11 protein-coding genes and 1 other RNA gene are annotated in these 15,693 nt (G+C 71.5%); 2 read left to right on the top strand and 10 right to left on the bottom strand.

Annotation, left to right across the window (positions count from 1 at the left end; genetic code table 11):
* Positions 1 to 47: 47 nt before the first annotated feature.
* The 6 genes from IH68_RS53920 to ftsE all read right to left on the bottom strand — a co-directional run bounded on the left by IH68_RS53920 (position 48) and on the right by ftsE (position 5,575).
* A complete protein-coding gene (locus tag IH68_RS53920; protein WP_051833892.1) occupies positions 48 to 1,430 on the bottom strand; it encodes a hypothetical protein in 1,383 nt (460 codons plus the stop codon).
* Between the two features lie 141 nt (positions 1,431 to 1,571).
* Positions 1,572 to 1,958: a transfer-messenger RNA gene (ssrA, locus tag IH68_RS52430) on the bottom strand.
* Positions 1,959 to 2,050: 92 nt separating this feature from the next.
* A complete protein-coding gene (gene smpB, locus IH68_RS0135390) occupies positions 2,051 to 2,593 on the bottom strand; it encodes an SsrA-binding protein SmpB (protein WP_030943448.1) in 543 nt (180 codons plus the stop codon).
* Positions 2,594 to 2,684: 91 nt separating this feature from the next.
* Complete coding sequence (locus tag IH68_RS0135385; RefSeq protein WP_078912754.1) at positions 2,685 to 3,863, bottom strand: S41 family peptidase; 1,179 nt, start codon at positions 3,861 to 3,863, stop codon at positions 2,685 to 2,687.
* Positions 3,864 to 3,930: 67 nt separating this feature from the next.
* Positions 3,931 to 4,851 (bottom strand): permease-like cell division protein FtsX, encoded by a 921-nt coding sequence (gene ftsX, locus IH68_RS0135380; RefSeq protein WP_030943443.1) that lies wholly within the window; start codon positions 4,849 to 4,851, stop codon positions 3,931 to 3,933.
* Positions 4,852 to 4,885: 34 nt separating this feature from the next.
* The gene (gene ftsE / locus IH68_RS0135375) at positions 4,886 to 5,575 is read right to left on the bottom strand and encodes a cell division ATP-binding protein FtsE (protein WP_030943440.1); all 690 of its coding nucleotides are present in this window, start codon (positions 5,573 to 5,575) and stop codon (positions 4,886 to 4,888) included.
* A 347-nt stretch (positions 5,576 to 5,922) separates the two neighbouring features.
* Between ftsE and IH68_RS0135370 the strand changes: the two genes are divergently transcribed.
* The gene (locus IH68_RS0135370) at positions 5,923 to 6,114 is read left to right on the top strand and encodes a hypothetical protein (protein WP_016438128.1); all 192 of its coding nucleotides are present in this window, start codon (positions 5,923 to 5,925) and stop codon (positions 6,112 to 6,114) included.
* A gap of 105 nt (positions 6,115 to 6,219) precedes the next feature.
* Here the strand turns inward: IH68_RS0135370 and IH68_RS0135365 are convergent, their stop codons facing one another.
* The 4 genes from IH68_RS0135365 to IH68_RS0135350 all read right to left on the bottom strand — a co-directional run bounded on the left by IH68_RS0135365 (position 6,220) and on the right by IH68_RS0135350 (position 11,645).
* Entirely contained in the window at positions 6,220 to 7,041 is an 822-nt protein-coding gene (locus tag IH68_RS0135365; protein ID WP_030943436.1) for a hypothetical protein, read from the bottom strand.
* A 279-nt stretch (positions 7,042 to 7,320) separates the two neighbouring features.
* On the bottom strand, positions 7,321 to 8,427 hold the full coding sequence (prfB, locus tag IH68_RS0135360) for a peptide chain release factor 2 (RefSeq protein ID WP_030943433.1): 1,107 nt from the start codon (positions 8,425 to 8,427) through the stop codon (positions 7,321 to 7,323).
* A 214-nt stretch (positions 8,428 to 8,641) separates the two neighbouring features.
* On the bottom strand, positions 8,642 to 9,883 hold the full coding sequence (locus tag IH68_RS0135355; RefSeq protein ID WP_030943428.1) for a serine/threonine-protein kinase: 1,242 nt from the start codon (positions 9,881 to 9,883) through the stop codon (positions 8,642 to 8,644).
* 112 nt (positions 9,884 to 9,995) lie between these two features.
* Positions 9,996 to 11,645: a serine/threonine-protein kinase gene (locus IH68_RS0135350; RefSeq protein WP_030943425.1), complete on the bottom strand. Its 1,650-nt coding sequence runs from the start codon at positions 11,643 to 11,645 to the stop codon at positions 9,996 to 9,998.
* Positions 11,646 to 12,014: 369 nt separating this feature from the next.
* Between IH68_RS0135350 and IH68_RS0135345 the strand changes: the two genes are divergently transcribed.
* Positions 12,015 to 15,593, top strand: a complete 3,579-nt coding sequence (locus IH68_RS0135345; protein WP_030943421.1) for an FHA domain-containing protein — start codon at positions 12,015 to 12,017, stop codon at positions 15,591 to 15,593.
* The last annotated feature ends 100 nt before the right edge of the window (positions 15,594 to 15,693 follow it).

The raw sequence follows: 15,693 nt of genomic DNA, 5'->3' as shown, positions 1-15,693 counted from the left end.
GGGGCGAGGCGGTGCGGCCGTGCAGCGGTGCGGGGCGTGCCGGGCAGTCACTCGTCCTGGGCGAGGTGCTCCATCGCGTGGGACACGTGGTCCTCGCCGTAGCCGAAGCGTTCGCCGAGGGCCCGGCAGCGGGCGTACTGCCGCTCGGTGAGTGCCCCGGACGCCGTGTGCAGGACTCTCAGCAGCAGCCGGAATCCGAGATCGGGGTCGACCCGGGCGACGACCTGCTCCAGGACGGTCGCGTGCTCGCGCTCCAGCAGCGGTGCGGCTTCCCGGAGTTCATGCAGGACCGCGTCCGCCAGGTCCGCCCGGACCGGGGGCAGGGCGAGGGCGTGCTCGGGGGCGACCTCGGCCAGCCGCGCCCGGCACGCCTCCTCGATCCGGCGCAGCCAGCCCGGTCCGTCGGTTCCGAAGCGGCCGGGGTCCGTGTGCGACGCGGCGACCCAGAGCGTGGTGAGGGTGTCACCGGACAACGGGGAACGGAGCAGCCGGACGGTGTCCTCCCACAGCACGAGCGCCTGGACGCCCGGGATGTGATAGCCGTCGGCGACGACGGTCCGGTGCAGCAGTTCGGGCGCCGGGACGGACCGCTCCCACATCGGGTCGAACTGCCAGGCGAGTTCGGAGAACCCGAAGTCCTCGTCGAAGAGACGCCGCGCGACCTCCAGGGGCTGCCACACGACGGTGAGCCCCTCATGGACGACCTGGAAGGTATACCCGAAGGGGTGGCTGAGGTCGCAGAACCTGTTGCAACGCTCCTCCGGCACCGGCACACCCGCCGTCTTGAGCGCCCGCAGATAGAGCCGGAACCCGAGATCGAGATCGGCCCGGGTGGCGACCTCCTCCAGCGCCGGGGTGAGGCCGGGGAGTTCACCGGCGGACGCGCGGATCTCCGCCAGGATCGCGGCCCGGACGGTTTCGACGGCCGGCAGCCGCCAGAACGACCACGACGGACCCGGTGCCCGGCCTTCCATCACTCGCGGCGGACGGGCCGCGCAGGTCGCGTCCATCCGCGCCAGCCACTCGCGCACGCCGATTCCGTGCGCCTGCGGATCCCACACGCCTCCCGTGGCGGCGAGCCACACGGCACCGAGCACCTCGTCGGACAGCGGGGAGTCCAGGAGCTTGCCCAGGTCCCGGCGGAGCTCCTCGGCATACCCGAAGTCGTCGTGGAACACGTCGAAGCCCAGGATGTGCCGTTCGTCCTCGCCGAGCCGCTCGATGCCCGACATGTCGACGGGCGTCTCACCCTCGTATGCGGCGAGCTTGTCCGTGACGAGTCCGAGTGCCGCCTTCTCCGTCCCGGGCGGCGCCGACAGGGCGAACGACTCGGTCAGGCCGCTGAGCCCGAAATCGGAGTCGTACTTCTCGAAATAGGGGCCGGACTGGTCCCGCACGATCTGGTCCCCCGGTCGCAGGTCGACGCGCACGAGGGCGGAGTGGTCGGGCTCCGCCGGGCGCGGCGATCACCTTATGGCACCTGTGTGGGATCTGTGAAGGTGTGCACGACAAAGGCCCCGTCGCTCGGGAGCGACGGGGCCTTGCCCACATGGGGACCCCCCGGAAGGGGTGAGTGGAGATGGCGGGAATCGAACCCGCGTCCAACGGTGCGGAATCAGGGCTTCTCCGTGTGCAGTTCGCTGCGATTTTCTCGGCCCCGGCGATCACGCGAACAAGTCGCCGACGGGCCCAGTCACTGTTTGATTTCCCACCGAACCCCGTGACCGGGCTCGATGGTTTAGTCCCCTAGATTATGCCAGGGTCCGGGTCGGGAACATCCCCGGTCTGACACCCGTTAGGGCCTTCACTCACTGCTTATTAGGCAGCGAGGGCGAAGGCGCGGGAATCGCTCTTGGAATTGGCGATTATTGGTTGCGACATATGGTTAACGAGATCATTGCCGCTTCCTCGACACGCTTCCCCTGCTTCGACAGCCGCTGTCGAAACCGATCATCCCCATGTTTTGTTTTCAATGCACACACCGGGTTCAACCGGTGTTGATGCCATCGTACGCGACCAACGCGCGCCGATGCCACCGTATTCCCGCGGGCTACGCGCCCCGCTGCTTCCGCTTCGCCGCCGCGATCGCCCGGTCCGACTCCCGCCGGTCCTGCTTCTCCCGCAGGGTCTGGCGCTTGTCGTACTCCTTCTTGCCTCGGGCGAGGGCGATCTCGGCCTTCGCACGGCCGTCCCTGAAGTACAGGGCGAGGGGCACGATCGTGTGACCCGTCTCCTGGGCCTTGGACTCCAGCTTGTCGATCTCCTCGCGGTGCAGCAGCAGCTTGCGCTTGCGGCGCGCGGAGTGGTTGGTCCAGCTGCCCTGGTGGTACTCCGGGATGTGGGCGTTGTGCAGCCACGCCTCGCCCCGGTCGATCTGGACGAAACCGTCCGTCAGCGAGGTCCGTCCTTCGCGCAGCGACTTGACCTCGGTGCCGGTCAGCACGAGGCCGGCCTCGTAGGTGTCGACGATCGCGTAGTCGTGCCGGGCCTTCTTGTTCTGGGCGACGATCTTGCGCTTGCCGCCCTTCTCGCCGTCCCTGGCCTTCGCGGCCGCCCCGCCCTGCTTGGGCTGGGACTCCTTCGGTACGTACATTCCCTTGCTCATAGTGCTGTCCATTTTCGCACTACGCGGGGGTGGCCGGGCCAGTCCTTTAACCGGCATCCATCCGGCGTCCGACCGGCGTCTAATCTGCGTCGCCCAGTCCGCCGAGGACGGTCTCGGCCCGCTCGACGGCCGCCTGGCCCTGCGAGGTGACGTCCAGGTCCGGGGTGATGCCCCGGCCGTCGACGCTGCGGCCGGACGGGGTGCGGTAGTGCCCGACGGTCAGTTCGGCGACGGAGCCGCCGGGGAGCTGCCTCGGCATCTGGACCGAGCCCTTGCCGAAGGTGCGGGAGCCCACGACGACCGCACGGCCGCGGTCCTGGAGGGCGCCGGTGAGGAGCTCGGCCGCGCTCATGGTGCCGCCGTCGACCAGGGCGACCAGGGGTCTGGTGGTGTCGCCGCCGGGGGCGGCGTGCAGGGCCTGCTGCTCGCCGTTGACGTCGTACGTGGCGACGAGGCCGCCGTCGAGGAAGGCGGAGGCGGTGGTGACGGCCTCGGTGACCAGGCCGCCGGAGTTGCCGCGCAGGTCGAGGATGATGCCGGCGCCGGCGGGCGCCTGCCGTACGGCGGTGCGGACGACCTCGCCGGAGCCCTTGGTGAACGCGGCGATCCTGATCACCGTGACCCCGTCGGCAAGCTTTCGAACGGCGACCGAGTCGGTGGACAGACGGGCCCGGCGCAGGGTCTCGGTCCACGCGCGCGTGCCGCGCTGCATACCGAGCCGCACCGCCGTACCGGCGGCCGCGTCGGTGGCGTCGCCGCGCAGTAACGACACCACCTCGGTGACGGGCTGCCCGTCGACCTTCTGGCCGTCGATGCTGTACAGCCGGTCGCCCTTGCGGATCCCGGCGGCGGCCGCGGGCGACCCGGCGGCCACCTTGGTCACCTCGATACGGCCGTCCCGCTCGCGCCTGGCCCACAGGCCTACGCCGGTGTACCGGCCGTCGAGGGCCTCCTCGAACTCCTGGTACTCGCCCTCGGAGTAGACGGCGCCCCAGCGGTCCCCGCTGCGGCTGACCGCACGTTCGGCGGCCTCCATCGGTGACTTGCCGTCGGCCATGGCCTGCTCGGCCGCCTTCGCCACGTCCTCGTGATGGCCGGCGGGCACGGCCGAACGGGCCGCTCCGGACGGGGATTTCCGGTCGCCCTCGGAGAACGAGCCGGTCGCCGCGCCCGCGACGAGCACACTCGCGAAGACCAATGTCAGGACGGCCCCGCGGCGAATGCGGCGGGGCTGGCAGAACAGGTCACGACCTGACATGCCGGTGAGTCTAGGACAACAAGAAGGGCCGCACGGCCGGTTGACCGTACGGCCCTCTTGGCATGCGTCACACCTTCAGGTACTTGCGCAGCGCGAAGAACGCGGCCAGCGCGGGCATCAGCAGACTCGTGGCGAGGATGAGCGGCAGCTTGGTCAGGACGGCGTCCCAGCCGATGAAGTTGATCAGATTCAGCTTCTGGGACAGGGCCAGACCATGGTCGATGATGAAGTACCGCGCGACCACCAGGAATCCGCAGGCGACCGTCCCGCCGATGAGCCCGGCGACCGCCGCCTCCATGATGAACGGCGCCTGGATGTAGAAGCCCGAGGCACCGACCAGGCGCATGATCCCGGTCTCGCGCCGCCGGCTGAACGCGGACACCCGCACGGTGTTGACGATCAGCATCAGCGCGACCACGAGCATCAGCGCCATCACGGCCCGCGCGGCCCAGTTCATACCGTTGAGCAGCCCGAACAGATTGTCCAGAATGCCCTTTTGGTCCTGCACGGACTGCACGCCGTCACGCCCGTCGAAGGCGGTCGCGATGACCTGGTACTTCTCCGGGTCCTTCAGCTTGATCCGGTACGACTCCTGCATCTGGTCCGGCGTGAGGGAACTGGCCAGCGGGGAGTCGCCGAACTGCTCCTTGTAGTGCTTGTACGCCGCGTCCTGCGACTCATAGGTGACCTTCTGGACGACCGTGCCCATCTTGTCCAGGTCTGAGAGGATCTGCTTCTTCTGGTCGTCGGTTACTGCACCCTTGGCGCAGTTGGGGTCGGACTCGGCGTCGCTCTTGTTGCAGAGGAAGATCGAGACGTTGACCTTGTCGTACCAGTAGCCCTTCATGGTGCTGACCTGGTCGCTCATGAGGAGCGACCCGCCGAACAGGGCGAGGGACAGGGCGACGGAGACGATGACCGCGAAGGTCATGGTCAGGTTGCGGCGGAGACCGACACCGATCTCGGAGAGAACGAACTGTGCGCGCATGGCGACTGGTTGAGCCTTTCCGTGGACGTGGCGGTCAGTGCTGGTAGCCGTAGACGCCGCGTGCCTGGTCGCGGACGAGGCGGCCCTTCTCCAGCTCGATGACGCGCTTGCGCATCTGGTCCACGATGTTCTGGTCGTGCGTCGCCATCACCACAGTGGTGCCGGTCCGGTTGATCCGGTCGAGCAGCTTCATGATGCCGACGGAGGTCTGCGGGTCGAGGTTGCCGGTCGGCTCGTCGGCGATGAGCAGCTTGGGCCGGTTGACGAACGCGCGCGCAATCGCCACTCGCTGCTGCTCACCACCGGACAGCTCGCCGGGCATCCGGTCCTCCTTGCCGCCGAGCCCGACGAGGTCGAGCACCTGCGGCACGGACTTGCGGATCTCGCCCTTGGACTTGCCGATGACCTCCTGCGCGAAGGCGACGTTCTCCGCCACCGTCTTGTTCGGCAGCAGCCGGAAGTCCTGGAACACCGTCCCCAACTGGCGCCGCATCTGCGGCACCTTCCAGTTGGACAGGCGCGCGAGGTCCTTGCCCAGAACGTGCACCTGACCGTGACTGCACCGCTCCTCGCGGAGGATCAGCCGCAGAAAGGTGGACTTTCCGGAGCCCGAGGACCCCACGAGGAACACGAACTCGCCCTTCTCCACTTCCAGGGACACATCCCTGAGTGCAGGACGGGTCTGCTTGGGGTAGACCTTGGAGACGTTGTCGAATCGGATCACGGATGCACCACGGGTCGCCGGGGGTAGATGAGCGTGACCATACGCGAGTCGGGTGCACAAGCGCAGGCAGCGGTTGCGCTTGAGAACGACTTGTGCCCTTTTGTACGGGGCTTTGTAAGGGGCCGGGGCGGCCGCGCCCCTAAGGGGCGCGGGGCTGTATCGATGAGCGGCTTCGCCGCGGGGCGCGACCGGCCCCCACCGACCCGCAGCCGCGTGACAACCCCCACGCACCCCCTGAGAGCGACCCCCGCGCACCCTCCGGAGGAACCTGGCACAGTAGAGAGGGGAACGTTCGGCAACCACAAACCGTTCTCCCAGTGGAACGTATTCGCAAGGAGGGCGAGCGCATGACGTACGACCGGCTGGTGTGCGCGAACTGCGCGGCGCCCGTGAGCGAGGGCCGGTGCCCCGTGTGCCGCGCGAACCGCGAGCGGCTGCAGCAGGAGAACTTCTTCGCGGGGCTCAACCCCATGGCGCTGATCGCACTGCTCGCAGTGCTGATCGCGGCGGTGGCGCTGCTGGCGCACCAGACCGCGTAGAGCGCGGCACAGGGGCACTGAGACACCCGAGGGGCCCGGAGCGATGCACGCTCCGGGCCCCTCGTCGTACGTCGTCACACACGTTGCGTGTGCGTACGGCTACCGTCAGGCAGCCGCACCGCCACGGCCGTTCACCAGGCGCGGCAGGATGCGGAAGCCGATACCGCCGGCGATCATCGTGGCGGCCCCGACCAGCAGGAACGTGGTCTCACCCGCACCAGTCTCGGCGAGCTGCCCACCCTTGCCCTGGGCCGAGGTGTCGGTCGAGGAACCGGTGTCGGTGAGGGCCGAGGAGCCCTCGTCCTGTGGGGTGTTGTTGTTGCCACCGTCAGGGTCGGTCGCGTTGCCGCCGGTGCCGTTGCCACCCGAGTTGCCGTTGCCGCCCGAGTTGCCGTGGCCGCCACCCGTGGTGTCGCCGCCGGTCGTGCTGCCACCGCCGGTCGTGGCACCGCCCGTGGTGTCACCGCCCGTGGTGCTGCCACCGGTGGTGTCACCGCCGGTCGTGGCACCGCCGGTCGTGGCACCGCCCGTGGTGTCACCGCCCGTGGTGTCACCGCCCGTGGTGCTGCCACCAGTGGTCGTGGCACCGCCCGTGGTGTCACCGCCGGTGGTGCTGCCGCCCGTGGTGTCACCGCCGATCACGCCGCCGATCGTGTCGCCGCCGGTGGTGTCGCCGCCCGTGGTGTCACCGCCGGTCGTGCTGCCGCCGATCACGCCGCCGATCGTGTCGCCGCCGGTGGTGTCGCCGCCCGTGGTGTCACCGCCGGTCGTGCTGCCGCCGTCGGTGTTGACACCAACGTCGACTCCGGCCACGTTCACGTCTATGCCCACCGCGGAAGCGGCACCGGCGGCGGTCAGCGAGGCACCGGCGGCGATCACTGCGCCAGCGGCTACCCGCGCGACGCGGAGCCGCGTCTTCTTCGTCATAAGGTTGCTACCCCCAGTAGCTCATCGTCATTGAGGCGGCGCTCGGGGGCCGTGATCGACGGGGGTGATGGCGCTACAAGTTCCCCCGGTTCACATGCGCCCCAGAGATACGCATGCCGCGCTTCACCCTTCCCATTTTTCAAAGCAACGTCAAGGGCGTTGCGGGCGCAATGTCCACTTGCGTCTCGTTTACATCGAGTTGGAACCTGTGAGTGTGATGTAAAACCCAGACAAACAGCAACTGCCGCCCGATGGGCGGCAGTTGGCAAGTCGACAAAGTTACTTCTCTTGCTGCTTGCGCCAGCGAATACCCGCCTCGAGGAACCCGTCGATCTCACCGTTGAACACGGCCTCGGGGTTTCCGACTTCGAACTCGGTTCGCAGGTCCTTGACCATCTGGTACGGGTGCAGGACGTACGAACGCATCTGGTTGCCCCAGGAGTTGCCGCCGTCGCCCTTCAGGGCGTCCATCTTGGCCTGCTCCTCCTGGCGGCGGCGCTCAAGGAGCTTGGCCTGCAGGACGTTCATCGCGGTGGCCTTGTTCTGGATCTGCGACCGCTCGTTCTGACAGGAGACGACGATGCCGGTGGGGAGGTGGGTGAGGCGCACCGCGGAGTCGGTGGTGTTCACGCCCTGGCCGCCGGGGCCCGAGGAGCGGTACACGTCCACGCGCAGCTCGGACTCGTCGATCTCGATGTGGTCGGTCTGCTCGACCACGGGAAGCACCTCGACACCCGCGAAGGAGGTCTGGCGCCGCCCCTGGTTGTCGAAGGGCGAGATGCGCACGAGACGGTGGGTGCCCTGCTCGACCGAGAGGGTGCCGTAGGCGTACGGCACCTGCACGGCGAAGGTGGTCGACTTGATGCCGGCCTCTTCCGCGTACGACGTCTCGATGAGCTCGGTCTTGTAGCCCTTCTGCTCCGCCCAGCGCAGGTACATCCGCTGCAGCTTCTCGGCGAAGTCGGCGGCGTCGACGCCACCGGCCTCGGCGCGGATGTTGACGAGCGCCTCGCGGGAGTCGTATTCACCGCTCAGGAGCGTCCGGACCTCCATCTCGTCCAGCGCCTTCTTGACGGCGGTGAGCTCGGACTCGGCCTCGGCACGTGTGTCCGGGTCGTCCTCCTCCTCGGCCATCTCGAAGAGCACGGAGAGATCGTCGATCCGCCCGCGCAGCGCCTCGGCCTTCCTGACCTCGGCCTGCAGGTGGCTCAGCTTGCTGGTGATCTTCTGCGCCTCGTCCGGGTTGTCCCAGAGGGACGGCGCGGCCGCCTGCTCCTCGAGCACGGCGATGTCTGCCCTCAGCTTGTCGAGGTCCAGAACGGCCTCGATCGACTCCATGGTCGAGGAGAGGGACTTGAGCTCTTCGGATACATCGACGACTGCCACGCCTCCAGCGTAACGGCTCCGCCGGGTGAGCCGTGTCGGGCAGCCGCAGCCTGGCAGTACCCAGCGCTTTCGTGGCCGTCGACCTGGGGCTTCCGCCCCCAGGCCCCCGCTTTCGGCCTGAACGGCCTCGTCCTCAGACTCCCCCACTCTCGGCTTCGCTCGAGCGGGGGGACCCCCACGACGGGCTGAATGATGCGGACCGGCACTGGAGAGCTCAGGGTGAAGCCGGTGCCGAGTGCTTCGAGTCCTGCGGTGTCGCCCCCGCGTCGTCCCCCGACGTCGCCAGCCACGTCCCCACCCCGGCCGCCGCCACCAGCAGCGCCGCGGCCGTCCCCAGCACCATCCGGCGCCGACGCGTCACGGCGCGGTGTCGTGCGGAACCCGGCCGTGGCGCCCCCGCAGCCCGCGGCACCCGGGCCGTCCCGCGAGCGCCGCCGGCCAGCTCGTCCGGCGCCGGGACCCTCATCGACGTATGGGTGTCCCGGTTGGAGTCGGCGGGCTTCGCGCCCGGTACCAGAGGGACCGCGCCACGCCGAACCCGTTCGCGAGCCGGGGCCGCGGCCTCCCCGGCCGTCGTCTCCGGCTCCTCCGTCGGCTCCGTGTCCGGCTCGTCCACGTCCAGCGGCGGCATCCCCGCGACCAGCGGCAGCAGTTCCCGCAGCCGGGCGCCCAGCTCCGAGGCGCGCAGCCGGGAGGCCGGCGCCTTGGCCAGGCACTGCACGAGGAGCTGCCAGAGCTCGTCCGGGATACCCGGGAGCGGGACCACCGTCTCCGTGACGTGCCGGCGCAGCACGGCGCCGGGGTGTCCGCCGCCGAACGGGGTGAAGCCCGCCAGCAGCTCGTACAGGACGGTCGCGAGGGCGTAGATGTCGACGGCCGCGCGCGGGGGCAGGCCCTCCACGATCTCCGGGGCCAGGTAGTCCGGAGTGCCGATGATCTTCGTCGCGCGGGTGCGGCGCGGGGAGTCGATGAGCTTCGCAACGCCGAAGTCGGTCAGGAGGGCGGGGTGGGAGCCGCCGGGGCCCAGGGGGCCCTGCATGTCGAGGAGCACGTTCTCCGGCTTGACGTCGCGGTGCACGACGCCTGCGGCGTGCGCGGCCGCGAGCCCGTCCGCGACGTCGGCCACGATCGCCACCGCCGCCGCGGGCGCCAGCCGGCGTTCGCGGTCGAGGCGGGTGCGCAGGTCGGTGCCGCGTACGAGGTCCATGACCAGCGCGAGGTCGTTGCCGTCCACCACCAGATCGCGTACGGAGACGACGTTCGGGTGGTCGAGACCGAGCAGCGCCGTGCGTTCCTGCACGAAGCGGCCGACGAGTTCCTGGTCGGACGCGAGATCCTCGCGCAGCAGCTTGATGGCGACGGGTCCCTCGGGCCCCTCGCCCAGCCACACCGTGCCGGCGCTGCCCCGCCCCAGGATCTGGTTCGCGGTGTACCGGCTGCCGATCTTCCGTGCCAAGACTGCTCCTACGGGACGCGTGTGTCGCCAAAACTACGCGCCCGAGGAGCCAACCTTCACCGCAGAGACGGAAATCACCCGCCAGGTGTCGACAAATCACCAAGCTCGCTGCTCAGTTGCCGCCTTTGCTGCCGACCTGGTCGCCCAGTTTCCCGATCCAGCCGCTCACGGTGTTGTAAATGTCGCCGAGCTGCTGCCAGTAGCTCTTGGTCGTGCCGATCCACTCCTGGAGCGGGCTCAGCTCCCAGACCAGCCAGCCCGCGACGAACAGGATGACGATCGTGAACAGGCAGCCCTTCAGACAGCCGAGCCCGGGGATCTTCATCCGGTTGGGGCTGGGCTCTCGCGACCGGCGGGGCTCACGCGCGGGCCGCTGCGGCTCCTGCGGGGGCGCGTGCCGCTGGGGCTGCTGGTGCTGCGGCGGGGCGTACTGCTGCGGCTGTTGCTGCTGCGGATAGCCGTACGCCTGCTGAGGTCGCTGCTGCTGGGGTCGCTGCTGCTGCGGGCGGGCGACCTGCCGCTGGGGGCGGCGGCGCAGGGGGTCCTCGTCGGGGTTGAGGTACTGCTGGACCTGCGTCTGCTCGTTGCGGTCGCGGGCGGCGCGCAGCTGGTTCTGCCAGGGGTGCGGCTGCTCGGGCTGCTGCCCCGGCTGCCCCTGGGGCACCGGCGGCATGACGGCGGTCGGGTCGGCCGCTCCCGTGTTCGGGAGTACGGCGGTGGGGTCGGCGGCGCCCGCCGGGCCCGGTCCGCCGGTGTGCGGCAGGAAGCTGGTCGCCGCGTTCGGGTCGTACGACCCCGCTCCGTGCTGCAGGACCTGCGTGGGGTCGGCCGAGCCGGGGACGGCGGCCGGCATCGGGTCGGGGGCCAGCAGGGTGCCGACGGCCTCCGCGGCGGCGATCTGCGCGGCGTTCGCGTGCACACCGACGCCCTCGGCGACGACGCGCAGGGCGCGCCCGAGGTTCTCGGCGCTCGGCCGTTCGTCCGGGTTCTTGCTCAGACAGCGCTCTATGACCGTCCAGAGCGGGTCCGGAATCGTGGACGGGCGGCGTGGCTCGGCGCTCAGGTGCTGGTGCAGTACTTCCAGGGCCGAGCCGCCGCCGAACGGGGGACGGCCGGTGACCAGCTCGTACATCAGGATGCCCGCGCCGTAGATGTCGACGGCGGAGGTCTGCGGGCGGCCCTCGGCGGACTCCGGTGCGACGTACGCGGGCGTGCCGACGAACTCGTGGGTGCGGGTCAGGCCCGGGGAGTCGGCCAGGCGCGCGATGCCGAAGTCGGTGAGCATCGGGTGCATCTGGCCGCCGTCCTGCTTGAGCAGGACGTTGGCGGGCTTCAGGTCGCGGTGCACGACGCCGTCGGCGTGGCTGGCGGCGAGCGCGTCGGCGATCTGGGCGGTGAGCAGGGCCGCGGCCACGGGGCTGAAGGGGCCGTTCTCGCGCAGGTAGCGGTGCAGGTCGGGGCCCTCGACGAGGTCCATGACCAGCGCCAGCAGATCGCCCTCGACGACGAGGTCGCGGACCCGGACGATGTTCGGGTGGGTCAGACGCAGCAGCACGGAGCGCTCCCTGAGGAAACGCATCACGATGTCCGCGTCGTTCGCGAGCTCTTCCTTCAGGACCTTGATCGCGACGGTCTCGCCGGGCTGACCGGCCACGGCGGCCTCGGCCCCCGCGGTCTCTCGCTGGCGGGCCCGCCAGACGGTGCCCGTGGCGCCGCGACCGAGCGGCTCCTCGAGCAGGTACTTGCTGCCTACCGGCCGCACGTCATGTGCTCCCTGCTGCTTGCTTACCGTTCCGACCCACTGTAGTGCCGCTGTGCGCGGCACCGACCTGTCGCCGTCCCAGCGTCTTACGTACGTCTCCCCGTGCATGTTCGAAGGAAAGACGCTCGACTTGGTCCGCCGGTTGCCCGAAGCGGGCGTGACTGATCTCAAGCGGTCTGCGCTGTGTCATCTGTCAGGCACTTTTGCGGGCAGAGCCGACCAATCAAGATCACTTGCCCCTGAGGGGCGGGCGCGTTGTCAGTGGCAGGTGCGAGGATGCCTTGAGTACCAGTACTGGCCGATGTGCTCGTGTGGGGTGGGGGTAGTCCGCGCCCGCGCAGAACCGCGCAGAAGGGACCGCTGACGGCGATGCAGATCCGGCTGACCGTCGTAGACCCCCTGGGCCCGCCCGACCGCGCGCGGGGCCGCACCGCGAGCTGCGACGTGCTGGTGACGGCGCCCGCCGGTACGGCCCTGGCCGCGGTGGCGTCGGCACTGGCCTCGGCGGTCGCGGGCGAGGCGAGCGCCTCGGCCTCCGGCGGCGCGGTGGTGCTGTACGCGGGCGCGGAGCGTCTGGACGACCGCCGCAGCACGCTCGGCGAGCCCCCGTTGATCGACGGCGCGGTGCTCTCCCTGGGCGCCCCCGCCGAGCCCGAACCGCACCCCGAGCTGGACGACGCCCCGACCCAGCTGCATGTGATCGCGGGTCCGGACGCGGGCGGCGTCCACCTCCTGCACGGCGGCGAGATCCGCATCGGCCGCTCCGCCGACGCCGACGTCCCGCTCGACGACCCGGATGTCTCCCGCCTCCACTGCGCGGTCACGGTCGCCGCGGACGGCCAGGTCTCGGTCGCCGACCTCGACTCGACGAACGGCACGACCCTGGACGGCACCCGCCTGAGCACCCGCCCGGTGCGCTTCACACCGGGCGCCCTGCTCCGCATCGGGGAGTCGGCGCTGCGGGTTGCTCCGGCCGGGGGACCGGGGGCTCGGGTGCCTACGGCTCCGGACGGGGAAGGGCATGTCCGGGTGACGTCCGTGGGCGAGCGCGAGCCGGAGGCCGCCGACGGGACACCGGCGGCCCCTGGGAGCGGCACCCCGGCACCCGAAGCGACGCCTCACGCGCGCGTGGCCGACGGCGGCGATCCCTCCGCCACCCCCTCGCGCGGCATGCCCTCCGCCCAGGGACACGGCTCCGCCGAACCCCCGCTGGTTCCCGAGCAGGGCGGCGCACCGCGGATGGAGATGAGGGCCGCAGGAGCATCCGCAGCGGGCGGCACTGCGCCTTCCAGGGGGACAACCCCCGGACCCCCGGCCGAGAAGCAGGTCAGTGGGGACGACCGGCGCGGGCATCGCCAGGCAGACCTGGGTAACACGCACGCGGGCCGCTTCGGTGCGGTCGTATGGGACTCACCGGAGGGCACGGACGCCCCTGAAACCGGCCGCCGCAAGGGAACCCCGCTGCGCGGGACCGACGTGCCCCCTGGCCTTCGCAGGCGCGGGGGGCTCTCCGCGTGGGCACGACGGCTGGCCGGCGGCCGCGGCGAGCAGGCCACAGCCGAGCATGACGCGTACGACGAGGACGACGGCCCGGACACGACGGTGGGGCCCGCCCCCCGCACCGGCCCCCAGCTCCCGGAGGCCTGGCCCGACCCGGCCGCGCTGCTGCTGACGGCGCTCGGGCCCGGCCCACGGCTGTGGGAGCGCGGGCCGGAGCACCCGGAGGCGCTCACGGTGCGGCTCGGCACGGCGGACCGGGCGGCGCCCGACGGCTCCGGGCTGCTGCCCGCGGTGCCGGTGACCGCGGACCTGCGCGAGGCCGGCGCGCTGGGCCTGGCCGGCCCCCGCACCCGGCTGTCCGGGCTGGCCCGCGCGGTGCTGGCCCAGCTGGCCGCGCTGCACTCCCCGGAAGCCCTGGAGATCGTCCTGATCGCCGCGGACCGCTCCCGCCCGCTTCAGGAGCGCACCGCGGAATGGTCCTGGCTCGGCTGGCTCCCCCACCTCCGCCCCGGCCACGGCCAGGACTGCCGTCTCCTCCTCGCCTACGACCGCGAACAGGCCACGGCCCGCACCGACGAGCTGCTGCGGCGCCTGGAGGACCAGCAGACGGAGGCACGGCACGGAACACGGCCGGCACCACGTACCTCCGACGTCCGCTCCCAGACCCGCGGTGCCGCCCGCAGGCCCTCCTGGGCGCACGCCGACGACGGTGCGGCGGAGCATGACGGCTTCGCCGGGCCGTACACCGTGGTCGTCGTGGACGGCGACCCCGGAGGCGCCGCGGTGCGGGAGGCGGTGGCGCGGCTGGCCCTGGAGGGACCGCGGGCCGGTATACATGTCGTCTGCCTCGCCGAGACGGCGTCGGCCTCGCCCGCGTCGCCGGTGACGGAGACGTACGAGGCGGCGTGCGCGGTGGCACCGGCCTTCCGGGACTGCGGCGCGGTCGCCCTGCTGAGCGGGGACGTGGCGACGGCGCTGCGGTTGATGCGGGTGGCGCGGACCGGTTCGGGAGCACCCGGAAGCGGGGCGGCGGACCGCCCGCCGACGCCGGTGGACCCGGCCGACCGCACGGAACCGGCGTCACCGGCCGACACCCACACCATGCCCAGGCCCGTGCCCATAAACCCGGCGACCGCCCCGCCCGCAGGTGCCACCGCACATCCGCACCCCGGCCCCATAGGCCCCGGCACGGTGGCCGCCGTGGACGCCGTCTCGCTCGCCTGGGCCGAGCGGTTCGCGCGGGCGCTGGCGCCGCTGAGGACGGACGGTTCCGGGACCGAGCGGCAGGCACGTGTGTCCGTGCCGTTGCCCCAAGCGGCGCGGCTGCTGGACGAGTTGGGGCTTGCGAGGGCCACCCCGGCGTCGCTGATGGCGCGTTGGGCGGACGCGGCGGACGACGCCCAGGCGCTCGGCGGGCGTGCCTGGGCCGTGCTCGGCGCCGGTCCGCGCGGCCCGGTCAGCGCGGACCTCGCCGCCGACGGCCCGCACCTGCTGATCGAGGGCCCTGCAAGCAGCGGGCGTACGGAGCTGCTGCGGGCCGTGGTCGCCTCGCTGGCCGCGGCCGAGCGCCCCGACCGGCTGGGCATCGTCCTGATGGACGGCCGGGACAGCGTGGGCACCGGGGGTGCGCCCTCCGGAAGCGGCGACGGCCTACGGGTCTGCACGGACGTCCCGCACGTCACGACCCACCTCACCGCCAACGACCCCGTCCGCATGCGGGAGTTCGCCCAATCCCTGAGCGCCGAGCTGAAACGCCGGGCCGAGCTGCTGGGCCGCTCCACCTTCGCCGAATGGCACACGGGCCGGGAGCTGTCGGGCCGCATGGTGACCCAGCGGGCGACCGGCACGAACGCAACCGGCGACCTGGACTCCCCGCCCAGCTCGACGATACGGCTGCGGCCGGGAGCGGCGCGCCGGCAGACAGAGGCCGCACCGCCTCTCCCCCGGCTCGTGGTGGTCGTGGACGACCTGGACGCCCTGGTCTCCCCCGCACTCGGCTCACCGGGCCGCCCGGCCGCGGGTTCCGTGATGCGGGCGCTGGAGGCGGTGGCCCGCGAGGGCGAGCGACTCGGCGTCCACCTGGTGGCCGCGACCGCCCCCGGCGGCCGTACGGCGGACACGGAACCGGCCCGGAAGGCCACCCTCCGGGTGACCCTCGACGCCCCGGGCAGCGGCCCCGACGACCCGGCACCGGGCCGCGGCGGCCTGACCCGCCCCGACGGCCGGACGACCCCCTTCCAGGGCGGCCGCGTCACGGGCCGCATCCCCCGCACGGCCACCCTCCGCCCCACGGTCGTCCCCCTGGACTGGCAGCGCATGGGCGACCCCCCGACCCGCCGACCCGTACGAGAACTGGGCAACGGCCCGACGGACCTGGCCCTGCTGGCCAGCGCATTGGAGCGAGCTGCGCGGGAGGTCGCGGCGACGGAGGTTCCCTCACTGCTGTAGCTCCGTCGCTCCAGCCCGTCCGGCGTTTGAGGACGAGGCCGTTCAGGCCGAAAGCGGGGGTCTGGGGGCGGCAGCCCCCAGGGTCGCGCACCCCCACCCG

The sequence above is a fragment of the Streptomyces sp. NRRL S-646 genome (assembly GCF_000720765.1).
GTDB lineage: Bacteria > Actinomycetota > Actinomycetes > Streptomycetales > Streptomycetaceae > Streptomyces.
The sequence above is the reverse complement of the archived record's forward strand: the minus strand, read 5'-3'. Positions and strand labels throughout refer to the sequence as shown.

Bases quoted from the DNA above. Each gene is read 5' to 3' on its own strand.
- smpB (WP_030943448.1), bottom strand. From the start codon at position 2,593: ATGTACGTACCGAAGGAGTCCCAGCCCAAGCAGGGCGGGGCGGCCGCG.
- IH68_RS0135385 (WP_078912754.1), bottom strand. From the start codon at position 3,863: ATGTCAGGTCGTGACCTGTTCTGCCAGCCCCGCCGCATTCGCCGCGGG.
- ftsX (WP_030943443.1), bottom strand. From the start codon at position 4,851: ATGCGCGCACAGTTCGTTCTCTCCGAGATCGGTGTCGGTCTCCGCCGC.
- IH68_RS0135370 (WP_016438128.1), top strand. From the start codon at position 5,923: ATGACGTACGACCGGCTGGTGTGCGCGAACTGCGCGGCGCCCGTGAGC.
- IH68_RS0135365 (WP_030943436.1), bottom strand. From the start codon at position 7,041: ATGACGAAGAAGACGCGGCTCCGCGTCGCGCGGGTAGCCGCTGGCGCA.
- IH68_RS0135345 (WP_030943421.1), top strand. From the start codon at position 12,015: ATGCAGATCCGGCTGACCGTCGTAGACCCCCTGGGCCCGCCCGACCGC.